Raw genomic sequence first — 20,304 nt, 5'->3', positions numbered from 1 at the left:
CGTGGCAGCCACGGCACTAATCTTTAGCCATGTTCACCGGAATCGTGGAAGAGCTCGGCGAAATCGTCGGTAAAGAGGACCTCTCGGATGCCGCGAGGTTCGTGATCCGCGGGCCCGTGGTGACCTCCGACGCAGGTCATGGCGACTCCATTGCGGTCAACGGTGTCTGTCTGACGGTCGTGGAGGTGCGTCCGGACGGTGCGTTCACCGCCGATGTGATGGCCGAGACGCTCAACAGGTCCAGCCTGCGCGCGGTGCATGTCGGCAGCCAGGTCAATCTGGAGCGCGCCGCAGCGGTCAACAGCCGTCTCGGCGGTCATATCGTGCAGGGCCACGTGGACGGCACCGGCGAGGTGATCGCCCGAACCCCTTCGGAGAACTGGGAGGTCGTCCGGATCTCGCTGCCCGGCGAGCTGGCCCGCTACGTCGTGGAGAAGGGCTCGATCACCGTCGACGGCATCTCGCTGACGGTCTCCGGACTCGGGGACGACTGGTTCGAGGTGTCCTTGATTCCGACCACGCTGTCCATGACGACGCTCGGCGGTGCGGCGGTCGGCACACCGGTCAACCTCGAGGTGGACGTCATCGCGAAATATGTCGAACGGTTGATGGCCGACCGCGGGTAGTGAGCCCGGCGATCGTTTGATCTTTGCTCCCCGAACAATCAGCAACGGATGTCGCCCCGGCGTGTCGACTCGCCGACCGTGTCATCTTCGTCCTCGGGAGGGGGCGCCGGATGAGGTGTGCGGGCGGCGGAGCGCCTGCGAAAATGTCGGTGACAGTCACTTGATTGCGGAAGTATCTGCGTAATCCGCAGCCGCGGTCGGGTGTCGGCACCGGAACGGGATTCCGCTAATGCCGAGTGGTCACCTGCATCGCACGCCGCCCGGCTCAGGTGGCAGAATTTGTGCAGGTAGCGGTGTCGGCCCTGATGGCGGGCCGGCGCGGTCGTGCCGGCCTCGCGGGCAGTCGGAATCGTGGCTGAACTACGGCGTCGGCGGTGTTTGCGACGTGGCATCGTTGCTGGCAGGCGGGGCTGGTGGGCGGCTGTGGCGCGAGCTTCGAACCGGACCCGGTGAAGCCGGGTGATCGCGTGTCAGCTAATCGGTGGACAGCCGGCGAAGTCACCTCAGGATTTCCTCAGTTTGTACTTTCCAGTTATTAACGGCCGTGTTAACTTACGGCGCAGTCAATAGGACTGTGCGCTCGGTTCTGGCAACGATTGCCCGGCGGAGCGGTGGAATGTTGAGGAGCAACATGGCGACACATCGGAAGACGTCAGCGAAGAAGAGGATCCGCACTGGCGAATTCGCTGTCGCCGCGTTCCTCGGCCTCGCGGTCACCGCCGCGCCGGCCATCGCGACAGCTGACACCTCTGATGGCGCCTCCACCACCGGCCCCTCGGCGGACAAGAGCAGCGCGTCCAACGCCACAGCACCCAAGACCGGACCCAAGACCGCGAAGTCCGGTAAAACCGGCGCGGGTAACGGGACCCCGCTCCGCATCCAGGCGGCAATCGCGGAAGAGGATGAGGAAGACGCCCTCCTCGGTGGCGAGGACGTCGACGACGAGTCCGTGGTCGCCGAGACAGGCATCGAAACCGAAACTGAAGCCGATCCCGAGACCGAGGCCGGAGACGTCGAGGGACCCGGCGAGGGTGAAGAAAACGCGCCGCCGGTCACCGAGACGGGTTCCGGCTCGACCGGAGCCGAGGTCGTCGAGCCCGAGGGGACCGACCCCGTCGTCGCCGAGCCCGTCGTCGTCGAGCCCGAGGTCGTCGAGCCCGTGGTCGTCGAGCCCGTGGTCGTCGAGCCCGAGGTCGTCGAGACCCCGAATACCCCCGACACCAGCCCAGTTGTGGACGTCATCGAGATCCCATCCTCGGATCAGTCGGCCTCCTCGCTGGCGCTCAAGGGTTCCGATCCGTCGCCGACCCCCACGGCGCTGGCCTCGGCGCTGCTCGACATCGATCTCGACATCGTGCCCAAGCCGCCGGTGATTCCCGCGTTCGCGCCCCTGATGGGCATCATCAACGGCCTGGCCAGCTGGGTCGACCAGATCTTCCCGGCGTACGAGTCCGACCCGATCCTGAATCCGACTCAGGTCGCCGCCGGCTGGGTGATGACACTGTTCGCCGGCCTGCAGGGCACCTACTGGCAGGGCCAACCCACGCCGTTCACGTTCGGCGCCCTTGTTCTCGTGACGGCCGCGTACGCCCGCTACGAGCGGTTGGCCACCAACCAGCTGCCGGGTGAGCCGACGATCTCGGCCGGCCCGCTGCCGCTGACCTGGAAGCTCAAGAGCGTCGACCCGGACGGCGACCCGCTCGTCTACTCCGTCGGCCTGAGCGGTCAGCCCAGCAACGGTCTGATCACCATGAGCCCGGATGGCACCTTCAGCTTCGTCCCGACATCGCTGGAGGATCTGAACAACGGCACCGACGTCACCTTCACCGTCCGGGTGAACGACAGCCTGGGCTTCTTGGAGCATCCGCTCACCCCTGACGGCAATGACGCCTTCTACACCGTCTCGTTCCGCTACCCGGGTCTGGGCATCAACAACCTGCCCGTCTTCACCGCGCCCGGCCAGGCCACCGTGGTGGGTACCGACGGGAACACCGGCAAGGTCACCATCGTCGCCGAGGCCACCGACGCCGACGGCGACCAGTTGACCTACACGGCCACCTCACTTTTCGGCACCGTGACGCGCAACGAGGACGGGACGTTCACCTACACCCCGAACGACGCCGCCCGCCACGCCGCGGCCGGCGACCTTGCCGCGGCCCTCGGCCTGAACAAGGACCTGGTCAGCATCTGGGCCAATGACGGCCGCGGCGGGATCACGCTGCTGCCGACCACCGTGACCGTCGACATCGTCGGCGCCAACAACGCGCCCACGGTCACCGTGAATCCGCCCGCGATCTCCGATCCGCTGACCGGCCTGATCGCCGGTGGATTCGACATCGATGATGACGACAACGATCTCGTCACCTTCTCGCCCGGGATCCTGACGACCACCCGCGGTGGACTCGTCACGGTGACCGGGCTCGGCTACACCTATCTGCCGTCCTTGCAGGCGCGCGCGCAGGGCGGGACGGACACCTTCACCGTCACGGCCGATGATGGGCACGGCGGCACCGTCCAGGTCTCGATCACGGTCACCATCGCCCAGATCAACGTGGCACCGGTCTTCGAGTCGACCCCGACCATCACCCATACCGACCACACGACCGGTGTGCTCACCGGCACGTTCCAGGTTCGCGATGACAACGGCGACACTTTGACGTTCACCAGTGTGGGCTTGCTGGGAACCATCGCGGTGGATCCGACGCCGGCAGCGGACGGGGTGACCTACACGTTCACCTATACGCCCTACAACCCGCATGCCGCGTCGCTGCCGCTGGCGATCACCACCGATCTGGTGACCATCACCGCATGGGACGGCGGGCTCCTCTCGGGCGACAGCGCGACGTTCCTCGTCCAGCTCTCGACCCAGGTCAACCAGACCCCGTCGGCGACCTACCAGAACACCGGCAGCAGCAGCCTTCTCGGCACGGTGACGGGCACGATCGTCACCACCGACGATGACCTCATCCACACCTACACCCCGCTCGTCATCACCACCGACAAGGGCTCGGTCCTGGTGAACGGCCTGACCGGCGACTACATCTACACCGCCTCGATCGCAGCGCGGAATGCCGCCAGTGCGAGCGGCGCGTCGGCCGCCGACAAGATCGACACCTTCACCATCACGGTCACCGATCCCGCAGGCGCCAGTGTCGACGTGCTGGTCAGCGTGACGATCCCGCAGTGGAACCTGCCGCCGGCCGGCGGTGTGGCGTCCAACATCATCGCCGACAGCAACGGCGTGGTGCGCGGCCAGATCACCGGTGTCATCAACCTCGACGATGATCCGCTGACGTACTCGATCACCGGTTCCAACGGCGCGAGCACCGCCTACACCGACGGGGGCGGCATCGCCCACGTCAACGCGGACGGCAGCTACGTCTACATCCCGCGACTCGGCGGAGCGCTCGGCTACTACGACTCGTTCAGCGTCACCGTCGACGACGGCCGCGGCGGAACCACGAACGTGCTCGTCGGCCTGGGTGCCGTCATCGCCCCGACCCCGTCGCTGGACGGCGTCACCGTGACGAAGACCAACGGGGCGCCCGGTGTCGTGACCGGCACGGTCGGCCTGGGATCGTCGGCCAACAACGGGCTGTTCAACTCGTTCACCGGGAGCGGCGCGAGCCACGGCACCGTGACGTTCGACGGCGTGACCTACACCTACACCCGGACCTCAACCGGGCATGTGGGCGGAAGCAGCGACACCTTCGACATCATCGGCACGGCCTACGGGCTGACCATCACGGTCGCCACCGTCACCGTCACCCCGATCATCTCCAACGCCGCGCCGGCCCCCGGATCAACCACCATCACCGAGTCCGATGTGACCAACGTGCTGGGCGTGTACTGGCAGGAATCCAAGGGCAACATCAACGCGGTCGACGCGGACGGCGACGCGCTGGACTACCAAACGACACCGTTGGGGAAGTCGACCACCAACGGCGGCCTGGTGTACGTGTCCTCGGACGGATCGTTCACCTACCGCATCGGCAAGTTCCGGTCCTACTACCACGATGCGGCGGCCACCGGAGCCTCCGGCAACGTCGCGAACGACACCTTCAGCATCACGGTCACCGACTCCTTCGGCGCCAGCTCGACCATCGTGGTGTCCATCCCGATCGAGAAGCTGAATGACGCACCGTCCTCGAGCGTGTCGGTGGGCGGCAAGACCACCGACGCACTGGGTGTGGTGCGCGGCACGATCAGCGGTTCCGACGATGACGGTGACTCGCTGACCTACACCCTGATCGGCGGAAGCAACGGGACCGCGTCCACCGCCAACGGCGGCATCATCCGGTTCAGCGGCAACTCGTTCACCTACATCCCGACCGCGGGCAAGACCACGGATTCGTTCCAGGTCCAGGTCAACGACGGCCACGGTGGTGTCTCGACGGCCACCATCAGCCTGACCGGGCTCGGCACGCCGTCACCGACCACGAATGTCAACACCTCGACGGCCAATGTGGTTACCGGACAGTTGAACACCGCCGGCAACACCGGGCTGACCTACAGCGTGGGCGGACAGGGGACCAAGGGCACGGTGACGGTGTCCGCCACGGGTGCGTTCACCTACACCCGCAACGGTGCGCTGGGCCACACCCAGACGCCGGGCGACACATTCACCATCAGGGCCACCGACGCCGACGGCAACTCGGTGATCATCGCGACGGTGAATGTCACCCCGACGGTGACCAACGCCGCACCGGTGGCCGGCACCACGGTCTTCACCGGCTCGTCGATCGATGACAACAGGATCCTCGGTATCGGCACCCTGAAGCAGACCACCACCGGCACGTTGAAGGCCACCGACGCCGATGGCGACACCGTGACGTTCACGGCGGGCTCGTTCTCCACGGCCAACGGCGGCACCGTGGTGGTCAATGCCAACGGCACCTTCACCTACACCATCGACGAGGGCTACTCGTACTACCACGGGGCGGCCAAGATCGGTGCCTCGGGAAGCGCCGTCGCCGACTCCTTCTCGGCCACCGCGGTGGACGGGTTCGGCGGCAGCACCACCTACTCGGTGTCGGTGTCGATCTACGCGATCAACAAGGCCCCGACCATCTCCGGCGGCACCAAGATCCTCAACGTCACGTTCATCAACGTCGACGACGATGACGGCGACTCCCTGACGTTCAGCCACAACGGGTCGAGCTTCACCTTCGGCGGACGGGGCCTGGCCACCAGCACGCTGTGGGGCGGCAACCGGCTCACCGTCACCGACGGCTACTACGTTGTCGTCAACGGCGTGGTCACCGGCACTCCGGCCACCGTGACGAAGACCTGGTAGACCTAGCGGCCGAGACTCGAACTCACGCAGAGAGATTCGTACCATGACGATCGACGGCCTGTCTCGCAGCCCGGCCCCGGTGGAGCCGTGGGTCGATCTCAGCGATCCGGACCGGCAGACAGGTCTGGTGCGCGGGTCGGTTCGGATCGTCGAGCAGCGCGACCGGGCGGTGCGCTTCGGGCCGGAGCAGTCCAGCACCGCCAAGGGTGGCCTCGTTGCGGTCGATCCCCGGACCGGACGCTTCACCTACTCCCCGTCGGTGGCGGCCCGGCAGGTCTCCCGCACGAGTACGAGTTATCGGGACAAGGTCGATACGTTCACCGTCGACGTCATCGACGCCCACGGCACCCGGGCCGAGGCACACGTCGTTGTCGAGATCATCGCCGCGCACGTCCCGGTCGGCGGAGCGGCACCAGGCAGCCGGGCCTGCGCCGACGGTACGGCGCCGCCCAGCGGTGGCCTGAAGACCAACACCATGCTCGGCGCCAAACAGGTGCAGTGGTCCCCGATCACCATCGACAGCGGATCCGTGACCATCCTCTCGACATCGGGTGGCACGTCCGCACTCAGCGTCGGACCGGCCGGTGACCACACCCTGACGTTCACGTCCTGCGGAGGCGGTTACTTCAACAGGGGACCGGCCGGCAGCGTGGTGCTGCGGGTGACGGACCCGCACGGGCTCCACACCGACCGCACCTACACCTACTGAGCCGAATTCAGCTGATAGAAGGAGATCTGCACCATCACCATCGATGACATTCGCCGCGGCAGCTTCGACTCGTCGATCGCGGTGAACCTCGGACCCGATATCGGCACCCACCTTGAGGCGCCCACCACGTTCGCCACGCATTCACACGTGGTGGACATGGTGGTGCACGCCGAAACGCCGCCGACCGCGTTCGCCGAGGTCGGTGACCCCAAGAGGCCCAACGGAACAGTGGCCGGCGCGGTGATCAGCCGCAACACCGGGGCGCTCAGCTACGGCCCGGTGCTGTTCACCACCGCCAAGGGTGGGCTGGTCTCGGTGGGCGCGCTGTCCGGGCGGTTCAGCTACACCCCGTCGGATCAGGCGCGGCTGCTGGCCACGTCGAGTGCCGATCTGGACGACAGGGTGGACACCTTCGATGTCACCGTCACCGATCTGTACGGTGGCGCCACCGATGTGCCGGTGACGGTGGAGATCCTCACCGCCGAGGTAGCGCCGATCGGTACTCCGGTCCTGCGGCTTCCGGATGCCAATGGCGTTGTCACCGGCCATATCCAGGGCGCCGCCCGCGACGGGGGCACCCTGGTGTACAGCCTGGCGAACTCATCGAACCCCGCCGGTTCCACCGACGAATCGGCATACTCGCGCAAGGGCGGACTGGTGCAGCTGGATCCGGCGACCGGCCATTTCGTCTTCGTCCCGACGATCTCGCAGGCCACCATCCCGGGCCTGGACACCGACACGTTCACGGTGACGGTGACCAACACCCTCGGCGGTTCCGCCGACGTGACGGTGAATCCACTGGCACACCTGACGATCGGTGTGGAAACCGTCAGCACCGCACCCGATGTCCAGTGCGGCAGGCTGGCGGTCAGCGAGGACGGTCCGTTGTCGTTCCGTGTGGGCACCGGGCCCCGCAAGGGCACCGTGCAGGTGGACCGCAACGGTTCCTACGTCTACACGCGGACCCCCGGGCTCGGGCACGGCATCACCGCCGCCGACAGCTTCACCATCGTCGGCACCGACGACTACGGCCGCTCGATCACCGTGGCGGCCGTTGCGGTGTGTCCGCCCCTGACGACCGTCGCCCCGGTCGCCGCGACGGTGGTCGTGTTCGAGTCGACGGTCAACGGTATGGGCGACCAGACCACCAGGGGCATGATCGCCGCTCCCGGCGCCGAACGCTTCACCAGCGGCACCGTGCTGTCGACCAGGGGCAGCTCGGCCTACATCGCCGCGGACGGCACCTTCACCTACTCCAGCGCGCAGAACCTCGGGGTGGGTCACGGCGCCGCCGCGGTCGACGCGCTGGCCGCGGACAAGGCCGACACCTTCTCCGTCCTCGCCGAGCACGCCGACGGGCGCCGCACCCCGGTTCTGGTGACCGTGCAGCTGCACCCGTACAACAGCACTCCGACGCAGGGCACGACCGGCGGTAGTGGCCGCACCCGTGGCCTCAGGACCGGCGACTGGACCACCAGCGTCGTCGACGTCGACGGTGACGACATCACCTACAGCATCACCCAGCGCAACCCCACCGGCGTGGTGTCGGTGAGCCGCAACCGGGTCGGCGCGTTCACCGTGCACTACGAATCGACATCGGTACCGGCAGGCACCTGGTACCCCAGCGAGAGATTCACGATCACCTTCTACGACGGGCACCTCAAGGCCGATGGGACGCCCGCGGCCGTGACCGCCGAATACCTGTTCTAGATCGCCCCGAACCCCCGCCCGATTGCCCGCTGGCCCCCTCTGGGACCGGCGGGCAATAACTGTGGAGGGCTCGTGGTTCATACTGATGGGACCGGCCTACCCGCGCGTGCGCACAGGTCGACGCTCACGAATCTGATGAAGGTGGCACAAGATGACAAGGCTGGATTCCGTCGAACGGGCGGTGGCCGACATCGCGGCGGGCAAGGCAGTCGTGGTCATCGACGACGAGGACCGCGAGAACGAGGGCGATCTGATCTTCGCGGCCGAGAAGGCCACCCCTGAGCTGGTCGCCTTCATGGTCCGCTACACCTCCGGATATCTGTGTGTGCCGCTGGACGGCGCGGTCTGCGACCGGCTCGGGTTGCTGCCGATGTACGCGGTGAACCAGGACAAGCACGGCACCGCATACACGGTCACCGTCGATGCCAAGAAGGGCGTCGGCACCGGCATCTCGGCCTCCGACCGCGCCACCACCATGCGTGCGCTCGCCGACCCGGCGGCCATCGCCGAAGACTTCACCAAACCCGGCCATGTGGTGCCGCTGCGCGCCAAGGACGGCGGCGTGCTCCGTCGCCCCGGCCACACCGAGGCCGCGGTCGACCTGGCCCGCCTGGCCGGTCTGCAGCCGGCGGGCGCCATCTGCGAGATCGTCAGCCAGAAGGACGAAGGCGCCATGGCGCAGACCGATGAGCTGCGGGTGTTCGCCGACGATCATGACCTGGCGCTCATCTCCATCGCCGATCTCATCGAATGGCGCCGCAAGCACGAAAAGCACATCGAGCGGATCGCCGAGGCCCGGATCCCGACCCGGCACGGCGAGTTCCGGGCGGTCGGCTACACGTCGATCTACGAGGATGTCGAACACGTCGCCCTGGTGCGCGGGGACATCTCCGGACCGGAGTTCGACGGTCACGACGTCCTGGTCCGGGTGCATTCCGAATGCCTGACCGGCGATGTGTTCGGGTCACGCCGCTGCGACTGCGGTCCGCAACTGGACGCCGCGATGGCCATGGTGGCCCAGGAAGGCCGCGGGATCGTGCTGTACATGCGCGGCCACGAGGGCCGGGGGATCGGTCTGCTGCACAAACTGCAGGCCTATCAGCTGCAGGATGCGGGTGCAGACACCGTGGACGCCAACCTGGAGCTGGGGTTGCCCGCCGATTCGCGTGACTACGGTATCGGTGCGCAGATCCTGGTCGACCTCGGCGTGCGATCGATGCGTCTGCTCACCAACAACCCGGCCAAGCGCGTCGGGCTGGACGGCTACGGCCTGCACATCACCGAGCGGGTGCCGCTGCCGGTGCGTGCCAACGCCGAGAACATCCGCTACCTGATGACCAAGCGCGACCGGATGGGCCATGACCTGACCGGCCTCGAGGATTACGACGAGGTGGCCCCCGGTGAACTCGGTGGCGCCCGATGAGCGGCGCGGCCGGGGCGGTTCCCGACCTGCCCGATATCGATGCCTCCTCGGTGTCGTTGGGCATCGTCGTGAGCACCTGGCACGCTCAGATCTGCGACGCCCTGCTCGACGGGGCGTTGCGGGCAGCCAAACGGCTGGGCGTGACCGATCCCGCCGTGGTGCGCGTGCACGGCGCGATCGAGATCCCGGTCGTCGCGCAGGCGCTGGCCGGAAAGTACGACGCGGTGGTGGCCCTCGGTGTGGTGATCCGCGGCGAGACACCGCATTTCGACTATGTCTGTGACGCGGTCACCCAGGGGCTCACCCGGGTGTCGCTGGATCTCGCGACGCCGGTGGCCAACGGGGTGCTGACCACCAATACCGAGCAGCAGGCGTTCGACCGCGCCGGACTGCCGCGTTCCAGCGAGGACAAGGGCGCCCAGGCCGCCGCCGCGGCCCTGTCGACCGCACTGGTGCTACGCGACCTGGCGTCATGAGCAGGGACTCCGGCGGGGAGCGGAGCGACCCGGGAAATGTGACATGGGAGCTGGAGGTCAGGCCGCACCTGACGCCGTACTTCGTCTACGGGGCGGCTTTCCTGATTGCGGCCGCCCACATCGGTGTCGGTTTCCTGCTGAAGGTCGGTTCCAGCGGTGTGGTGTTCCGCACCGCAGACCAGGTCGGCATCGCACTGGTCGGGATCACCATCGCAAGTGTGACCCTGTTGCTGGCCCGCCCGCGGCTGCGTGCGGGAGCGGCGGGAATCTCGGTGCGCAATGCGTTGGCGTACAAGCTGATCCCGTGGTCCGATGTGGTCGACGTGTCATTTCCGGTGGGCGCGCGGTGGGCCAGGGTCGACCTGCCCGATGACGAGTACACCGCGATCATGGCGATCCAGGCGGTCGACAAGGACCGCGCGGTGCAGGCGATGGACCGGTTGCGAGCGCTGATGGATCGCTACCGCCCCGACCTCAATTCACATTCAGCATCATCGTGATCTCACCGACGGTCCCGGCGGTGTCGCCGGCACTGACGGTGAACCCCAGGCTGTCGTAGACGGCGCGTGCCGCCTCGTTGGCGGCGTGCACCCGCAGCGTCACCCGTTGCACCCGCTGATTGCGGGCCCAATCCACCGCCTCGGCGACCAGCGTGCGCCCCAGTCCGCGCCCGCGGGCCGCGGGATCCAGCCACAGCGAGTACAGATACACCGCCTCCGGGCTCTGGCGTTGCGCGCCGATCAGGCCGACAGGGCGGCCGTCGACGACGGCGGCGAACTGCGCGTGGGCGCGCAGCCGGCGGCGCCACTGCGCCGCGGTGAAGGTGGACTCGTGCCGGTACTGCGGGTCCTCGGCGCCCAGCGAGTCGGTGAGGGCGCGAAGCCGCACGCCCGCGAAGGCCCGCCAGTCCGTCTCCGTCAGCCGCGCTATCCGCGCCTGCGCCATCCCCATCGCATCAGTATCGCCGCTGCTGGCTGCGGTAGGATCGGCAAGTCGATGAGTACCTTGGAATTCGTGTCGACGTCGGCCGGCGGCATCGCCGAAAGCGACGCGCCACTCGTCTGCGCACCCGCCCTGGTTGCGGCGTTGGGCACCCAACCGGCGCTCACCGTGCCGCTGGTCAGTGGCCGCGAGCCCGGCACCGGGCTGATCTGGGCGCGACTGGACGAAACGGCCCGCTTCTTCGGCATCGACATCCCGCCGATCACGACGCTGCGTGACACCGTGGCGGGCTTCCTCGACGAGGCGACCGCCCGGCACGGGCAGGTCACCCTGGCGGCGCGGGTAATGGTCGCCGAGGTCGACGGGCAGTCCCGGTTCGTGGTGTCCGCGTCGGTGATCGACCCGGTCCGGTCCGAGCCGGTGGCGCTGACCGTCACCTCGCGCCGAGAAGAAGGGCCGCCGCCGCACTGGCGCCAGATGGCGGGGCGCACCGGCAGTCAGGCCGAGGCCGATCTCGCCGAACGCGAGCTGCGGGCCGCCGGTTACGTCGACGAGGTGTTCGCCGACGGCGAACTGGTGCACCCTCCGCGACTCGGCGCGTTGGTCTTCGACACCGCCGCCGGTGCCGTCGGCACCGGCGCCGACAGACTGGAGTTGCTGCGGGCCGCCGGTCTGCTGGACGGCGTGCGCTATTCGGATGCGCCCGTCCCGGTCTCGGGCGCCGCCCGTGCCCACTGGGTGTCACCGCGTTTCGAGACCCATCCCGTCAGCGCCATCGGCGCCCGTCGTTTCGAGGTGGCGCCGACATGAGTGAGTCATTCCGTCCGGAATCCTTCGACGCCTTGGTGATCGATGGCAACGACTGGGTCGACGGCCGACTCGAGCTGCACTACACGCTGCGCGGTCCGGATCCGGTCAGCTTCACCGAGGTGATCGATTTCGGTGACATCGGCGCCGCCCCGGACCCGGTGCTGGCCCGGCTGCTGACGCTCACCTGCTCGCTGAGCTACTATAAGGCGGCGGCCCCGGCCCGGATCGAGATCGCTTTCCCCACACACGACTTCGAAAAGAGATACCTGAGCGAGCTCATCGAGGGCGGTCTGGGTGAGTTCGCGTACACCAACCAGCTGCCCGCTGCGCTGACCCCCGAGATCGACGGTCCGGCGGCGACCGAGGGGCCCCGCGATGGTGACGACTGGGATCCGGCGGCGACCCCGCTGGTTCCCGTCGGCGGCGGGAAGGACTCGGTGGTCAGCATCGAGGCGTTCCGTCGGCACGGCGTGGCGCCGATGTTGTTCAGTGTGAACCGGTATGACCCCATCGACCGGTGCATCGAGGTGAGCGGTTTCGACAGTGTGCACGTACGCCGCCGCATCGACCGCCGGCTCATCCAGGCCAACGCCGAGGGCGCCTACAACGGGCATGTGCCGGTGACCGCGATCAACAGCGTGATCGGGCTGATCGTGGCCGACGCAGGCGGTTTCGGTCCGGTGGTGCTGTCCAACGAGCGGTCCTCCAATGTCGGCAACGTCGAGTGGCTCGGCCGCGATATCAACCACCAGTGGTCCAAGAGCCTGGCGTACGAGACGCTGTTGCGGGACACCCTGGCGCGCCACGGATTCAACCCGGACCGTTACTTCTCCCTGCTGCGCGGGCTGTCGGAATCCCAGATCGCCGACCGATTCGCCACCAGTGGAGAGTATTTCGGCGTCTTCACCAGTTGCAACCGGCTGTTCGCGCTGGATCCGAGCCGGCGCGCCAGTTCCTGGTGTGGGCACTGCCCGAAATGCCAGTTCGTCTTCGTGCTGCTGGCGCCGCGACTGGGCCGGCCCACGCTGGAGCAGATCTTCGGCCGTAACCTGTTCGCCGACACCGGGAATCGGGACGGTATGGCCGACATCCTCGGTATCGGGGTGCACAAGCCGTTCGAATGCGTGGGGGAGTACCACGAGGCCGCCGAGGCCATGCTCGCGGTGATCGACGACCCGCAGTGGCAGGGCCTGGAACTGGTCGACGATTTTGCGGAGCAGCGCGCGCAACTGGCGGTGGTCGCTGTCGACCCGGATCCTTCGCCGGCCGAACATCATGTGCCCGAGCGTTATGCCAACCTGCTCGAGACGAAGCCGGTCGATGACTGAGCTGGCCGGACGGGTCGTCGGAATCTGGGGGCTCGGCAAGGAGGGGCTGTCCATGGCCCGCACCGCCGCCGCCCAGGGGGCCGCCCGCATCGTCGCGGTCGACGATCGCGCCGGCATCGACACGGCCGGCATCCCCAATCTGACGGTCAGCAACGGTCCCGACGCCCCGGAACGGCTGCGCGACACCGATATCGTGTTTGTCAGCCCCGGTGTGCCCTGGCGGCACCCGGTGTTCGCGCAGATGCGTGACAGCGGGCCGGTGGTGTCGAATGCCGCAGACTGGTTCATGGCGCGCCGCGGCTCGCGCACCGTGGGGATCACCGGTACCAAGGGCAAGAGCACCACCGCCGCGTTCCTGGCGCATCTGCTGGCCGGGCTGGGCGTGCCCGCGGTGGCGGCGGGCAATATCGGCACACCGCTGTCGGACCTGGCAGAGCCGGATCTTTCGGGGGCCGCAGGCGAATGGGTGGTGGCCGAGCTGTCGAGTCAGCAGTGCGCACTGTTGCGCACGCCGCCCGCGGTGGCGGTGATCACCAACCTGTTCCAGGATCATCTGGACTTCCACGGCGACATCACCGCCTACTACGAGGCGAAATCCCACGTGTTCGGCGCCGCTACCCGCTGCCTTGTCACGACACCCGGTGTCGTCGAATCGCTTCGGCGCATCGGCATCTCGGATTTTCCCCCGCTGCGTGAACTGGACCCCGCCGCGGTCAGGACACCGGCGGGGGATTCTGTGCTGTCCTACGCGCACAACGCCGTCAACGCCGCGCTGGCGGCGCTGGCCGCCGAGCAGGTGCTCGGACGCCCGGTGACCGCGGCAGAGGTGGATGCCGCGGCCGCCACGTTCACCGGTCTGCCGCACCGGCTGCAGACCGTCCGGCGCACCGGTGGTGTCCGCTGGATCGACGACACGCTGGCCACCACCGGGGAGGCGGTGGTGGCGGCGCTGACCGCGATGCGATCCGATGAGGAGATCGCGCTGATCGTCGGCGGCATGGACCGGGCGCTGGATTACCGGCAACTCGACGCGTACCTGTGCAGCCGCCGGCGCCGGGTCACCCTCATCCAGGGCCCGACCAACGGTGCGCGTATCGGAACCGGATTCGCCGCGGCATATCCCGATCGCACGCACCCGGTGGACAGCCTGGAAGACGCGGTCCGGGTGGCCGCCGCGGTCCCCGGCGTCGACGTGGTGTTGCTGTCCCCGGGGGCCGCAAGCTACGACATCTTCCGCAACTACGAAGAAAAAGCCGCCGTGTACTGCGGGTATATCGACGTCATAGACACGCTCTAACCTGGACCCGTGCCCGATCCAGCGACTTACCGGCCCGCGCCGGGTTCGATTCCCGTCGAACCCGGTGTCTACCGGTTCCGTGATCCGCACGGCCGGGTGATCTACGTCGGCAAGGCCAAGAGCCTGCGCAGCCGCCTCAACTCCTACTTCGCCGATATCTCCGGCCTGGCGCCGCGCACCCGCCAGATGGTGATGACGGCGGGCAGCGTCGAGTGGACCGTGGTGACCACCGAGGTCGAGGCGCTGCAGCTGGAATACAACTGGATCAAGGAGTTCGATCCGCGGTTCAACATCCGCTACCGCGACGACAAGTCCTACCCGGTGCTCGCGGTGACGCTGAACGAGGAGTACCCCCGGCTGTTCGTCTATCGCGGGCCGCGGCGCAAGGGCGTGCGCTACTTCGGGCCGTACTCCCATGCCTGGGCCATCCGGGAGACCCTGGATCTGCTGACCCGGGTGTTCCCGGCGCGCACGTGCTCGGCCGGAGTGTTCAAGCGGCACAGGCAGATCGACCGGCCCTGCCTGCTCGGTTACATCGACAAGTGTTCGGCGCCGTGCACCGGGCGGGTGAGCGCCGAACAGCACCGGCAGATCGTGCTGGACTTCTGCGACTTCCTGGCGGGCAAGACCGACCGGCTGGTCCGCGATATGGAACGGCAGATGAACGCCGCGGCCGAGGAACTCGACTTCGAGCGGGCGGCCCGGCTGCGCGATGACATCGGCGCGCTCAAACGGGCGCTGGAAAAGCAGACCGTGGTGTTCGGCGACGGCACCGACGCCGATGTGGTGGCCTTCGCCGATGACGACCTGGAGGCGGCGGTCCAGGTGTTCCACGTGCGCGGCGGGCGGGTGCGCGGACAGCGCGGCTGGGTGGTCGAAAAGGCCACGGAGCCGGAGACGGCCGAAAAAGGTGCAGAGCAAGGGGATTCGGGCCAGGCGCGGCTGGTCGAGCAGTTCCTCACGCAGTTCTACGGCGATCAGGCCGAACTCGGGGCCGTCGGTGGTCCGCAGGACGAGGCGACCAACCCGGTGCCCAAGCAGGTACTGGTGCCGGTGCTTCCCGAGAACGCCGAGCAACTGACCGACTGGCTGAGCGGGCTGCGTGGGTCCCGGGTGGACCTTCGGGTTCCGGTGCGCGGTGACAAGCGGACGCTGGCCGAGACGGTGCAGCGCAACGCCCAGGACGCGCTGGCGCAGCACAAACTGAAGCGGGCCGGTGACTTCAACGCCAGATCCGAAGCGCTGCAGAATATCCAGGAAACGCTGGATCTCGCCGATGCACCGCTGCGGATCGAATGTGTCGACATCAGCCATGTCCAGGGCACCGATGTGGTGGCCTCGCTGGTGGTCTTCGAGGACGGTCTGCCGCGCAAATCCGACTATCGGCACTACGCGATCCGGGAGGCCGCGGGCGACGGCCGCTCCGATGACGTCGCGTCCATCGCCGAGGTCACCCGGCGCCGGTTCGCTCGGCACGTCGCCGATGCGGAACAGCCGATGGTGGCCGAGGGCAAGTCACGAAGATTCGCGTACCCGCCCAACCTCTACGTCGTCGACGGCGGCGCGCCGCAGGTGAACGCCGCGGCCGCCGTGCTGCGGGATCTCGGGGTGACCGATGTCGCCGTGATCGGGTTGGCCAAGCGCCTGGAAGAGGTCTGGGTGCCCGGTCCGTCGGCGGATCCGGTGATCTTCCCGCGTACCAGCGAGGGGCTCTACCTGTTGCAGCGCATCCGTGACGAAGCCCACCGCTTCGCGATCACCTTCCATCGCAGCAAGCGGTCCAAGCGGATGACCGCCTCGGCGCTGGATTCGGTGCGAGGATTGGGGGAGCACCGGCGAAAGGCGTTGGTGACGCACTTCGGTTCGGTGTCGCGTTTGCGCGCGGCCAGCGTCGAGGAGATCACCACGGTGCCCGGTATCGGCGTCGCGACGGCCAAGGCGGTGCTGGAAGCGTTGGGGGTTGCGGCATCCGCGTCGGCAGGTGATGAGATGGACACGCCCATCGATTCGGACACGCCCGAGCCGGTTTTGCACGATGATCGAGCCGAAGACCCACCGACCGAACGACCAGCCGAGAAGAACTCAGAACAGAAATCGGAGTGGCAGACCAGCGAATGAGCGAGGAATCAGGCATCGAAGTCGTCCTGGTCACCGGATTGTCGGGCGCCGGCCGCGGCACCGCCGCCAAAGTGCTCGAAGACCTCGGCTGGTACGTCGCCGACAACCTGCCACCCGAACTGATCGCGCGGATGGTCGACCTGGGTCTGGCCGCCGGTTCCCGCATCACCCAGCTCGCCCTGGTGATGGACGTCCGGTCGCGTGGTTTCACCGGCGACCTGGATTCGGTACGCAACGAGCTGGCCACCCGCGGTATCCGGCCCCGGGTCCTGTTCATGGAGGCCGCCGACGAGATCCTGGTGCGCCGCTACGAGCAGAACCGCCGTAGTCACCCGTTGCAGGGCAATCAGACTCTGGCCGAAGGCATTACCGCCGAGCGCGCCATGCTGGCCCCGGTGCGCGCGGTGGCCGACCTGGTCATCGACACCACGACGCTTGCGGTGCCCGCGCTGCGGGAGAGCATCGAACGCGCCTTCGGCAGCGAGGCGGTCGCGCACACCAATGTCACGGTGGAGTCCTTCGGTTACAAGTACGGGCTGCCGATGGACGCCGACACCGTCATGGATGTCCGGTTCCTGCCCAACCCGCACTGGGTGGACGATCTGCGCCCGCACACCGGACAGCATCCGGCGGTGCGCGACTTCGTGCTCGGTCAGGACGGTGCCGCGGAATTCCTCGATACCTATCATCGGCTGCTGGGGGTGGTGATCGAGGGTTACCGCCGGGAGGGGAAGCGGTACATGACGGTCGCCATCGGCTGCACCGGCGGCAAACACCGCAGTGTCGCCATCGCCGAGGCGCTGGCCGGCCGCCTGGAAGCCGATGATCATCTGACGGTGCGCTCGCTGCACCGGGATCTGGGTCGCGAATGACGCCACGCAGACGAGCGCGAGTGAAGTCATGACGGCGGGTCCATCACGCATCGTCGCGCTCGGTGGCGGCCACGGTCTGTACGCGACGCTGTCGGCGGCCCGCCGGCTCACCCCGCATGTCACCGCCGTGGTGACCGTCGCCGACGACGGTGGCTCCTCGGGGCGGCTGCGCAGCGAACTCGATATCGTGCCGCCCGGTGATCTGCGAATGGCCTTGGCCGCGTTGGCCTCTGACTCACCACACGGGCGGCTGTGGGCGACGATCATCCAGCACCGTTTCGGCGGAAGTGGCGCATTGGCCGGTCACCCGATCGGCAATCTGCTGCTCGCCGGTCTCAGCGAGGTGCTCGCCGATCCGGTGGCCGCGCTCGATGAACTGGGTCGCATCCTGGACCTCAAGGGCCGGGTGCTGCCGATGTGCCCGTTGGCGCTGCAGATCGAGGCGGATGTGGCGGGGCTGGAATCCGATCCACGGATGTTCCGGGTGATCCGCGGGCAGGTCGCCGTCGCGACCACGGTGGGCCAGGTGCGCCGGGTGCGGCTGCTACCCGGCGATCCGCCCGCGACGCGGCAGGCGGTCGACGCGATCATGGCCGCCGATCTGGTGGTGCTGGGGCCCGGGTCGTGGTTCACCAGCGTGATCCCGCATGTGCTCGTTCCCGGGTTGGCGTCGGCACTGAATGCGACCACCGCGCGGCGGGCGCTGGTACTGAATCTGGCGGCCGAGCCGGGGGAGACCGCAGGATTCTCTGCCGAACGGCACATTCACGTCCTGGCCCAGCACGCTCCCGGATTTCAGGTGGACGACATCATCATCGACGCATCGCGGGTCCCCAGTGACAGGGAGCGCGAACAATTGGCACGGACCGCCACGCTGCTCGGCGCGAACGTGGAGTTTGCCGCCGTATCCCGACCTGGTACACAGTTACACGACCCGTCGATGCTGGCAGCAGCGCTGGAAGGGGTGCGAGTGCGTGGCCGGGGGCCCGTCCCGCCCGGTGAGCAGGACCAGGACGGACAACAGACAGTGAACGGACCAAGGGGGGACGACTCGTGGCGATGACGGCCGAGGTCAAGGACGAGCTGAGCCGCCTGGTCGTGAATTCGGTCAGTGCGCGCCGCGCGGAGGTGTCGGCGCTGCTGCGGTTCGCCGGCGGTCTGCACATCGTCGCCGGCCGGGTCGTGGTCGAGGCCGAAGTGGACCTGGGCATCATTGCGCGCCGACTGCGCAAGGACATCCACGACCTGTACGGCTACAGCGCCGTGGTGCACGTGCTGTCGGCCAGCGGTATCCGCAAGAGCACCCGCTACGTGGTGCGGGTGGCCAAAGACGGTGAAGCCCTGGCGAGACAAACCGGGCTGCTCGATCTGCGTGGCCGCCCGGTTCGTGGGCTACCCGCCCAGGTGGTTGGCGGCAGTGTCAACGATGCCGAGGCAGCGTGGCGGGGAGCATTTTTGGCGCACGGTTCGCTCACCGAGCCCGGGCGTTCGTCGGCGCTGGAGGTCAGCTGCCCGGGCCCCGAGGCAGCGCTGGCGCTGGTCGGCGCGGCGCGCCGGCTCGGTATCAGCGCCAAGGCCCGGGAGGTGCGTGGCAGCGACCGGGTGGTGGTGCGCGACGGTGAGGCGATCGGGGCACTGCTGACCAGGATGGGCGCCCAGGACACCCGGCTCACCTGGGAGGAGCGCCGGATGCGGCGCGAGGTCCGGGCGACCGCCAACCGGCTGGCCAATTTCGACGACGCCAACCTGCGGCGCTCGGCGCGGGCGGCGGTCGCCGCCGCGGCCCGGGTGGAGCGGGCGCTGAACATCCTCGGTGACACCGTCCCGGACCATCTGGCGCAGGCCGGGCGGTTGCGGGTCGAGCACCGGCAGGCGTCGCTGGAGGAGCTGGGCCGGCTGGCCGAGCCGCCGATGACCAAAGACGCGGTGGCAGGCCGGATTCGGCGGCTGCTGTCGATGGCCGACCGCAAGGCCAAGCAGGACGGGATTCCCGATACCGAATCGGCGGTCACCCCGGACCTGCTCGAGGACGCCTGACCAGCGGACGTTGTCCGAGTGCGCCCGCTGGTCAGACCGCAGCGCTGCGATGCCGTACGGCATCGAAGTAGCCCGCGGTACCCGCGTCGTGGATCTCGGTCAGGAATCGGCGTCGGGCTCGGGGTACCAACCGGTGAAGGCGTTGGGCTCGTGCCAGGCATACGACTGCGCCTGCCCCGTGAATTCGGCGCGTGCCGGTAGCTCCGGCGACGGACGGATAAAAGCGACCAGTAGTACCGAGGCGACGCCCACATGGAGGCGATCAAAAAAAGCATGGACCGATCGATCATGGCCCAAAATTCCATTCTTGAACGAAAGCAATTGTTTTTGTGACGTCGATCAGCAACTCGCTGATCTGGTTGCTGACGTCTGATGCAAAAAAGTGAACGACCGTGATCGGGGCAAATTCACTGAAGGCTTGAATTGAGCAAATCTGGGGCGAGCCCGAGATGTCTGCTGCGGACCACCAAACATAGAGCTAAGTGGACATATTGACGGAAGATCTGTGTGCGAAGTCTCGCTCGTGCGGGATCACGGCAAATGTTGCCGATGCTCTGGTGCAGGACACGGCAAATTCATTGATAGCGCATAGTTGCCACTCACGTAGCGGTGTCGACGGCCTGGTTGCTGGAGGTTCCGGTGCGACATTTGGGTTCTTTT

Annotated in this window: 15 protein-coding genes; 14 read left to right on the top strand and 1 reads right to left on the bottom strand. The window is 67.7% G+C overall.

Annotated features, from left to right (window positions below):
- Positions 1–29: 29 nt before the first annotated feature.
- The 7 genes from EXE63_RS30765 to EXE63_RS30735 all read left to right on the top strand — a co-directional run bounded on the left by EXE63_RS30765 (position 30) and on the right by EXE63_RS30735 (position 10,740).
- Positions 30–626 carry a riboflavin synthase gene (locus EXE63_RS30765; RefSeq protein ID WP_168145094.1) on the top strand — a complete coding sequence of 199 codons (597 nt, stop codon included), beginning with the start codon at positions 30–32 and terminating at the stop codon, positions 624–626.
- A 631-nt stretch (positions 627–1,257) separates the two neighbouring features.
- Positions 1,258–5,922 (top strand): cadherin-like domain-containing protein, encoded by a 4,665-nt coding sequence (locus EXE63_RS30760; protein ID WP_168145093.1) that lies wholly within the window; start codon positions 1,258–1,260, stop codon positions 5,920–5,922.
- A 43-nt stretch (positions 5,923–5,965) separates the two neighbouring features.
- On the top strand, positions 5,966–6,631 hold the full coding sequence (locus tag EXE63_RS30755) for a hypothetical protein (RefSeq protein WP_168145092.1): 666 nt from the start codon (positions 5,966–5,968) through the stop codon (positions 6,629–6,631).
- Positions 6,632–6,712: 81 nt separating this feature from the next.
- On the top strand, positions 6,713–8,341 hold the full coding sequence (locus EXE63_RS30750) for a hypothetical protein (protein ID WP_168145091.1): 1,629 nt from the start codon (positions 6,713–6,715) through the stop codon (positions 8,339–8,341).
- A 151-nt stretch (positions 8,342–8,492) separates the two neighbouring features.
- Positions 8,493–9,764, top strand: coding sequence for a bifunctional 3,4-dihydroxy-2-butanone-4-phosphate synthase/GTP cyclohydrolase II (locus EXE63_RS30745; protein ID WP_105365103.1), 1,272 nt, complete (start codon positions 8,493–8,495; stop codon positions 9,762–9,764).
- The gene (gene ribH / locus EXE63_RS30740; protein WP_168145090.1) at positions 9,761–10,240 is read left to right on the top strand and encodes a 6,7-dimethyl-8-ribityllumazine synthase; all 480 of its coding nucleotides are present in this window, start codon (positions 9,761–9,763) and stop codon (positions 10,238–10,240) included. The genes EXE63_RS30745 and ribH overlap by 4 nt, the downstream gene beginning before the upstream one ends.
- On the top strand, positions 10,237–10,740 hold the full coding sequence (locus EXE63_RS30735) for a PH domain-containing protein (RefSeq protein ID WP_168145089.1): 504 nt from the start codon (positions 10,237–10,239) through the stop codon (positions 10,738–10,740). The genes ribH and EXE63_RS30735 overlap by 4 nt, the downstream gene beginning before the upstream one ends.
- On the opposite strand, the gene EXE63_RS30730 is transcribed toward EXE63_RS30735, so the two are convergent.
- Positions 10,715–11,185 (bottom strand): GNAT family N-acetyltransferase, encoded by a 471-nt coding sequence (locus EXE63_RS30730; protein ID WP_372513217.1) that lies wholly within the window; start codon positions 11,183–11,185, stop codon positions 10,715–10,717. The two genes, EXE63_RS30735 and EXE63_RS30730, sit on opposite strands and share 26 nt — an antisense overlap.
- 51 nt (positions 11,186–11,236) lie before the next feature.
- Between EXE63_RS30730 and EXE63_RS30725 the strand changes: the two genes are divergently transcribed.
- The 7 genes from EXE63_RS30725 to whiA are packed head-to-tail and all read left to right on the top strand — an operon-like array spanning position 11,237 to position 19,644.
- Positions 11,237–11,992, top strand: coding sequence for an aminotransferase class IV (locus tag EXE63_RS30725; RefSeq protein WP_168145087.1), 756 nt, complete (start codon positions 11,237–11,239; stop codon positions 11,990–11,992).
- The gene (locus EXE63_RS30720; RefSeq protein WP_168145086.1) at positions 11,989–13,320 is read left to right on the top strand and encodes a MurL-like N-terminal domain-containing; all 1,332 of its coding nucleotides are present in this window, start codon (positions 11,989–11,991) and stop codon (positions 13,318–13,320) included. The genes EXE63_RS30725 and EXE63_RS30720 overlap by 4 nt, the downstream gene beginning before the upstream one ends.
- Entirely contained in the window at positions 13,313–14,617 is a 1,305-nt protein-coding gene (locus tag EXE63_RS30715) for a Mur ligase family protein (protein WP_168145085.1), read from the top strand. Before EXE63_RS30720 ends, EXE63_RS30715 begins: the two co-directional genes overlap by 8 nt.
- 9 nt (positions 14,618–14,626) lie before the next feature.
- Entirely contained in the window at positions 14,627–16,735 is a 2,109-nt protein-coding gene (gene uvrC, locus EXE63_RS30710) for an excinuclease ABC subunit UvrC (protein ID WP_168145084.1), read from the top strand.
- Positions 16,732–17,607, top strand: a complete 876-nt coding sequence (rapZ, locus tag EXE63_RS30705) for an RNase adapter RapZ (protein WP_168145083.1) — start codon at positions 16,732–16,734, stop codon at positions 17,605–17,607. Before uvrC ends, rapZ begins: the two co-directional genes overlap by 4 nt.
- Before the next feature lie 28 nt (positions 17,608–17,635).
- Positions 17,636–18,670: a uridine diphosphate-N-acetylglucosamine-binding protein YvcK gene (gene yvcK, locus EXE63_RS30700; protein ID WP_168145082.1), complete on the top strand. Its 1,035-nt coding sequence runs from the start codon at positions 17,636–17,638 to the stop codon at positions 18,668–18,670.
- Positions 18,667–19,644, top strand: a complete 978-nt coding sequence (gene whiA / locus EXE63_RS30695) for a DNA-binding protein WhiA (protein WP_105365106.1) — start codon at positions 18,667–18,669, stop codon at positions 19,642–19,644. Before yvcK ends, whiA begins: the two co-directional genes overlap by 4 nt.
- Positions 19,645–20,304 lie beyond the last annotated feature (660 nt).

This window comes from Mycolicibacterium frederiksbergense (assembly GCF_012223425.1).
Taxonomy (GTDB): Bacteria; Actinomycetota; Actinomycetes; order Mycobacteriales; family Mycobacteriaceae; genus Mycobacterium; species Mycobacterium frederiksbergense.
The sequence above is the reverse complement of the archived record's forward strand: the minus strand, read 5'-3'. Positions and strand labels throughout refer to the sequence as shown.

What these genes read in the sequence shown, in the direction of transcription:
- EXE63_RS30765 (WP_168145094.1), top strand. Translation starts at nt 30, where the DNA reads ATGTTCACCGGAATCGTGGAAGAGCTCGGCGAAATCGTCGGTAAAGAG.
- EXE63_RS30760 (WP_168145093.1), top strand. Translation starts at nt 1,258, where the DNA reads ATGGCGACACATCGGAAGACGTCAGCGAAGAAGAGGATCCGCACTGGC.
- EXE63_RS30755 (WP_168145092.1), top strand. Translation starts at nt 5,966, where the DNA reads ATGACGATCGACGGCCTGTCTCGCAGCCCGGCCCCGGTGGAGCCGTGG.
- EXE63_RS30745 (WP_105365103.1), top strand. Translation starts at nt 8,493, where the DNA reads ATGACAAGGCTGGATTCCGTCGAACGGGCGGTGGCCGACATCGCGGCG.
- ribH (WP_168145090.1), top strand. Translation starts at nt 9,761, where the DNA reads ATGAGCGGCGCGGCCGGGGCGGTTCCCGACCTGCCCGATATCGATGCC.
- EXE63_RS30735 (WP_168145089.1), top strand. Translation starts at nt 10,237, where the DNA reads ATGAGCAGGGACTCCGGCGGGGAGCGGAGCGACCCGGGAAATGTGACA.
- EXE63_RS30730 (WP_372513217.1), bottom strand. Translation starts at nt 11,185, where the DNA reads ATGGCGCAGGCGCGGATAGCGCGGCTGACGGAGACGGACTGGCGGGCC.
- EXE63_RS30725 (WP_168145087.1), top strand. Translation starts at nt 11,237, where the DNA reads ATGAGTACCTTGGAATTCGTGTCGACGTCGGCCGGCGGCATCGCCGAA.
- EXE63_RS30720 (WP_168145086.1), top strand. Translation starts at nt 11,989, where the DNA reads ATGAGTGAGTCATTCCGTCCGGAATCCTTCGACGCCTTGGTGATCGAT.
- EXE63_RS30715 (WP_168145085.1), top strand. Translation starts at nt 13,313, where the DNA reads ATGACTGAGCTGGCCGGACGGGTCGTCGGAATCTGGGGGCTCGGCAAG.
- rapZ (WP_168145083.1), top strand. Translation starts at nt 16,732, where the DNA reads ATGAGCGAGGAATCAGGCATCGAAGTCGTCCTGGTCACCGGATTGTCG.
- yvcK (WP_168145082.1), top strand. Translation starts at nt 17,636, where the DNA reads ATGACGGCGGGTCCATCACGCATCGTCGCGCTCGGTGGCGGCCACGGT.
- whiA (WP_105365106.1), top strand. Translation starts at nt 18,667, where the DNA reads ATGACGGCCGAGGTCAAGGACGAGCTGAGCCGCCTGGTCGTGAATTCG.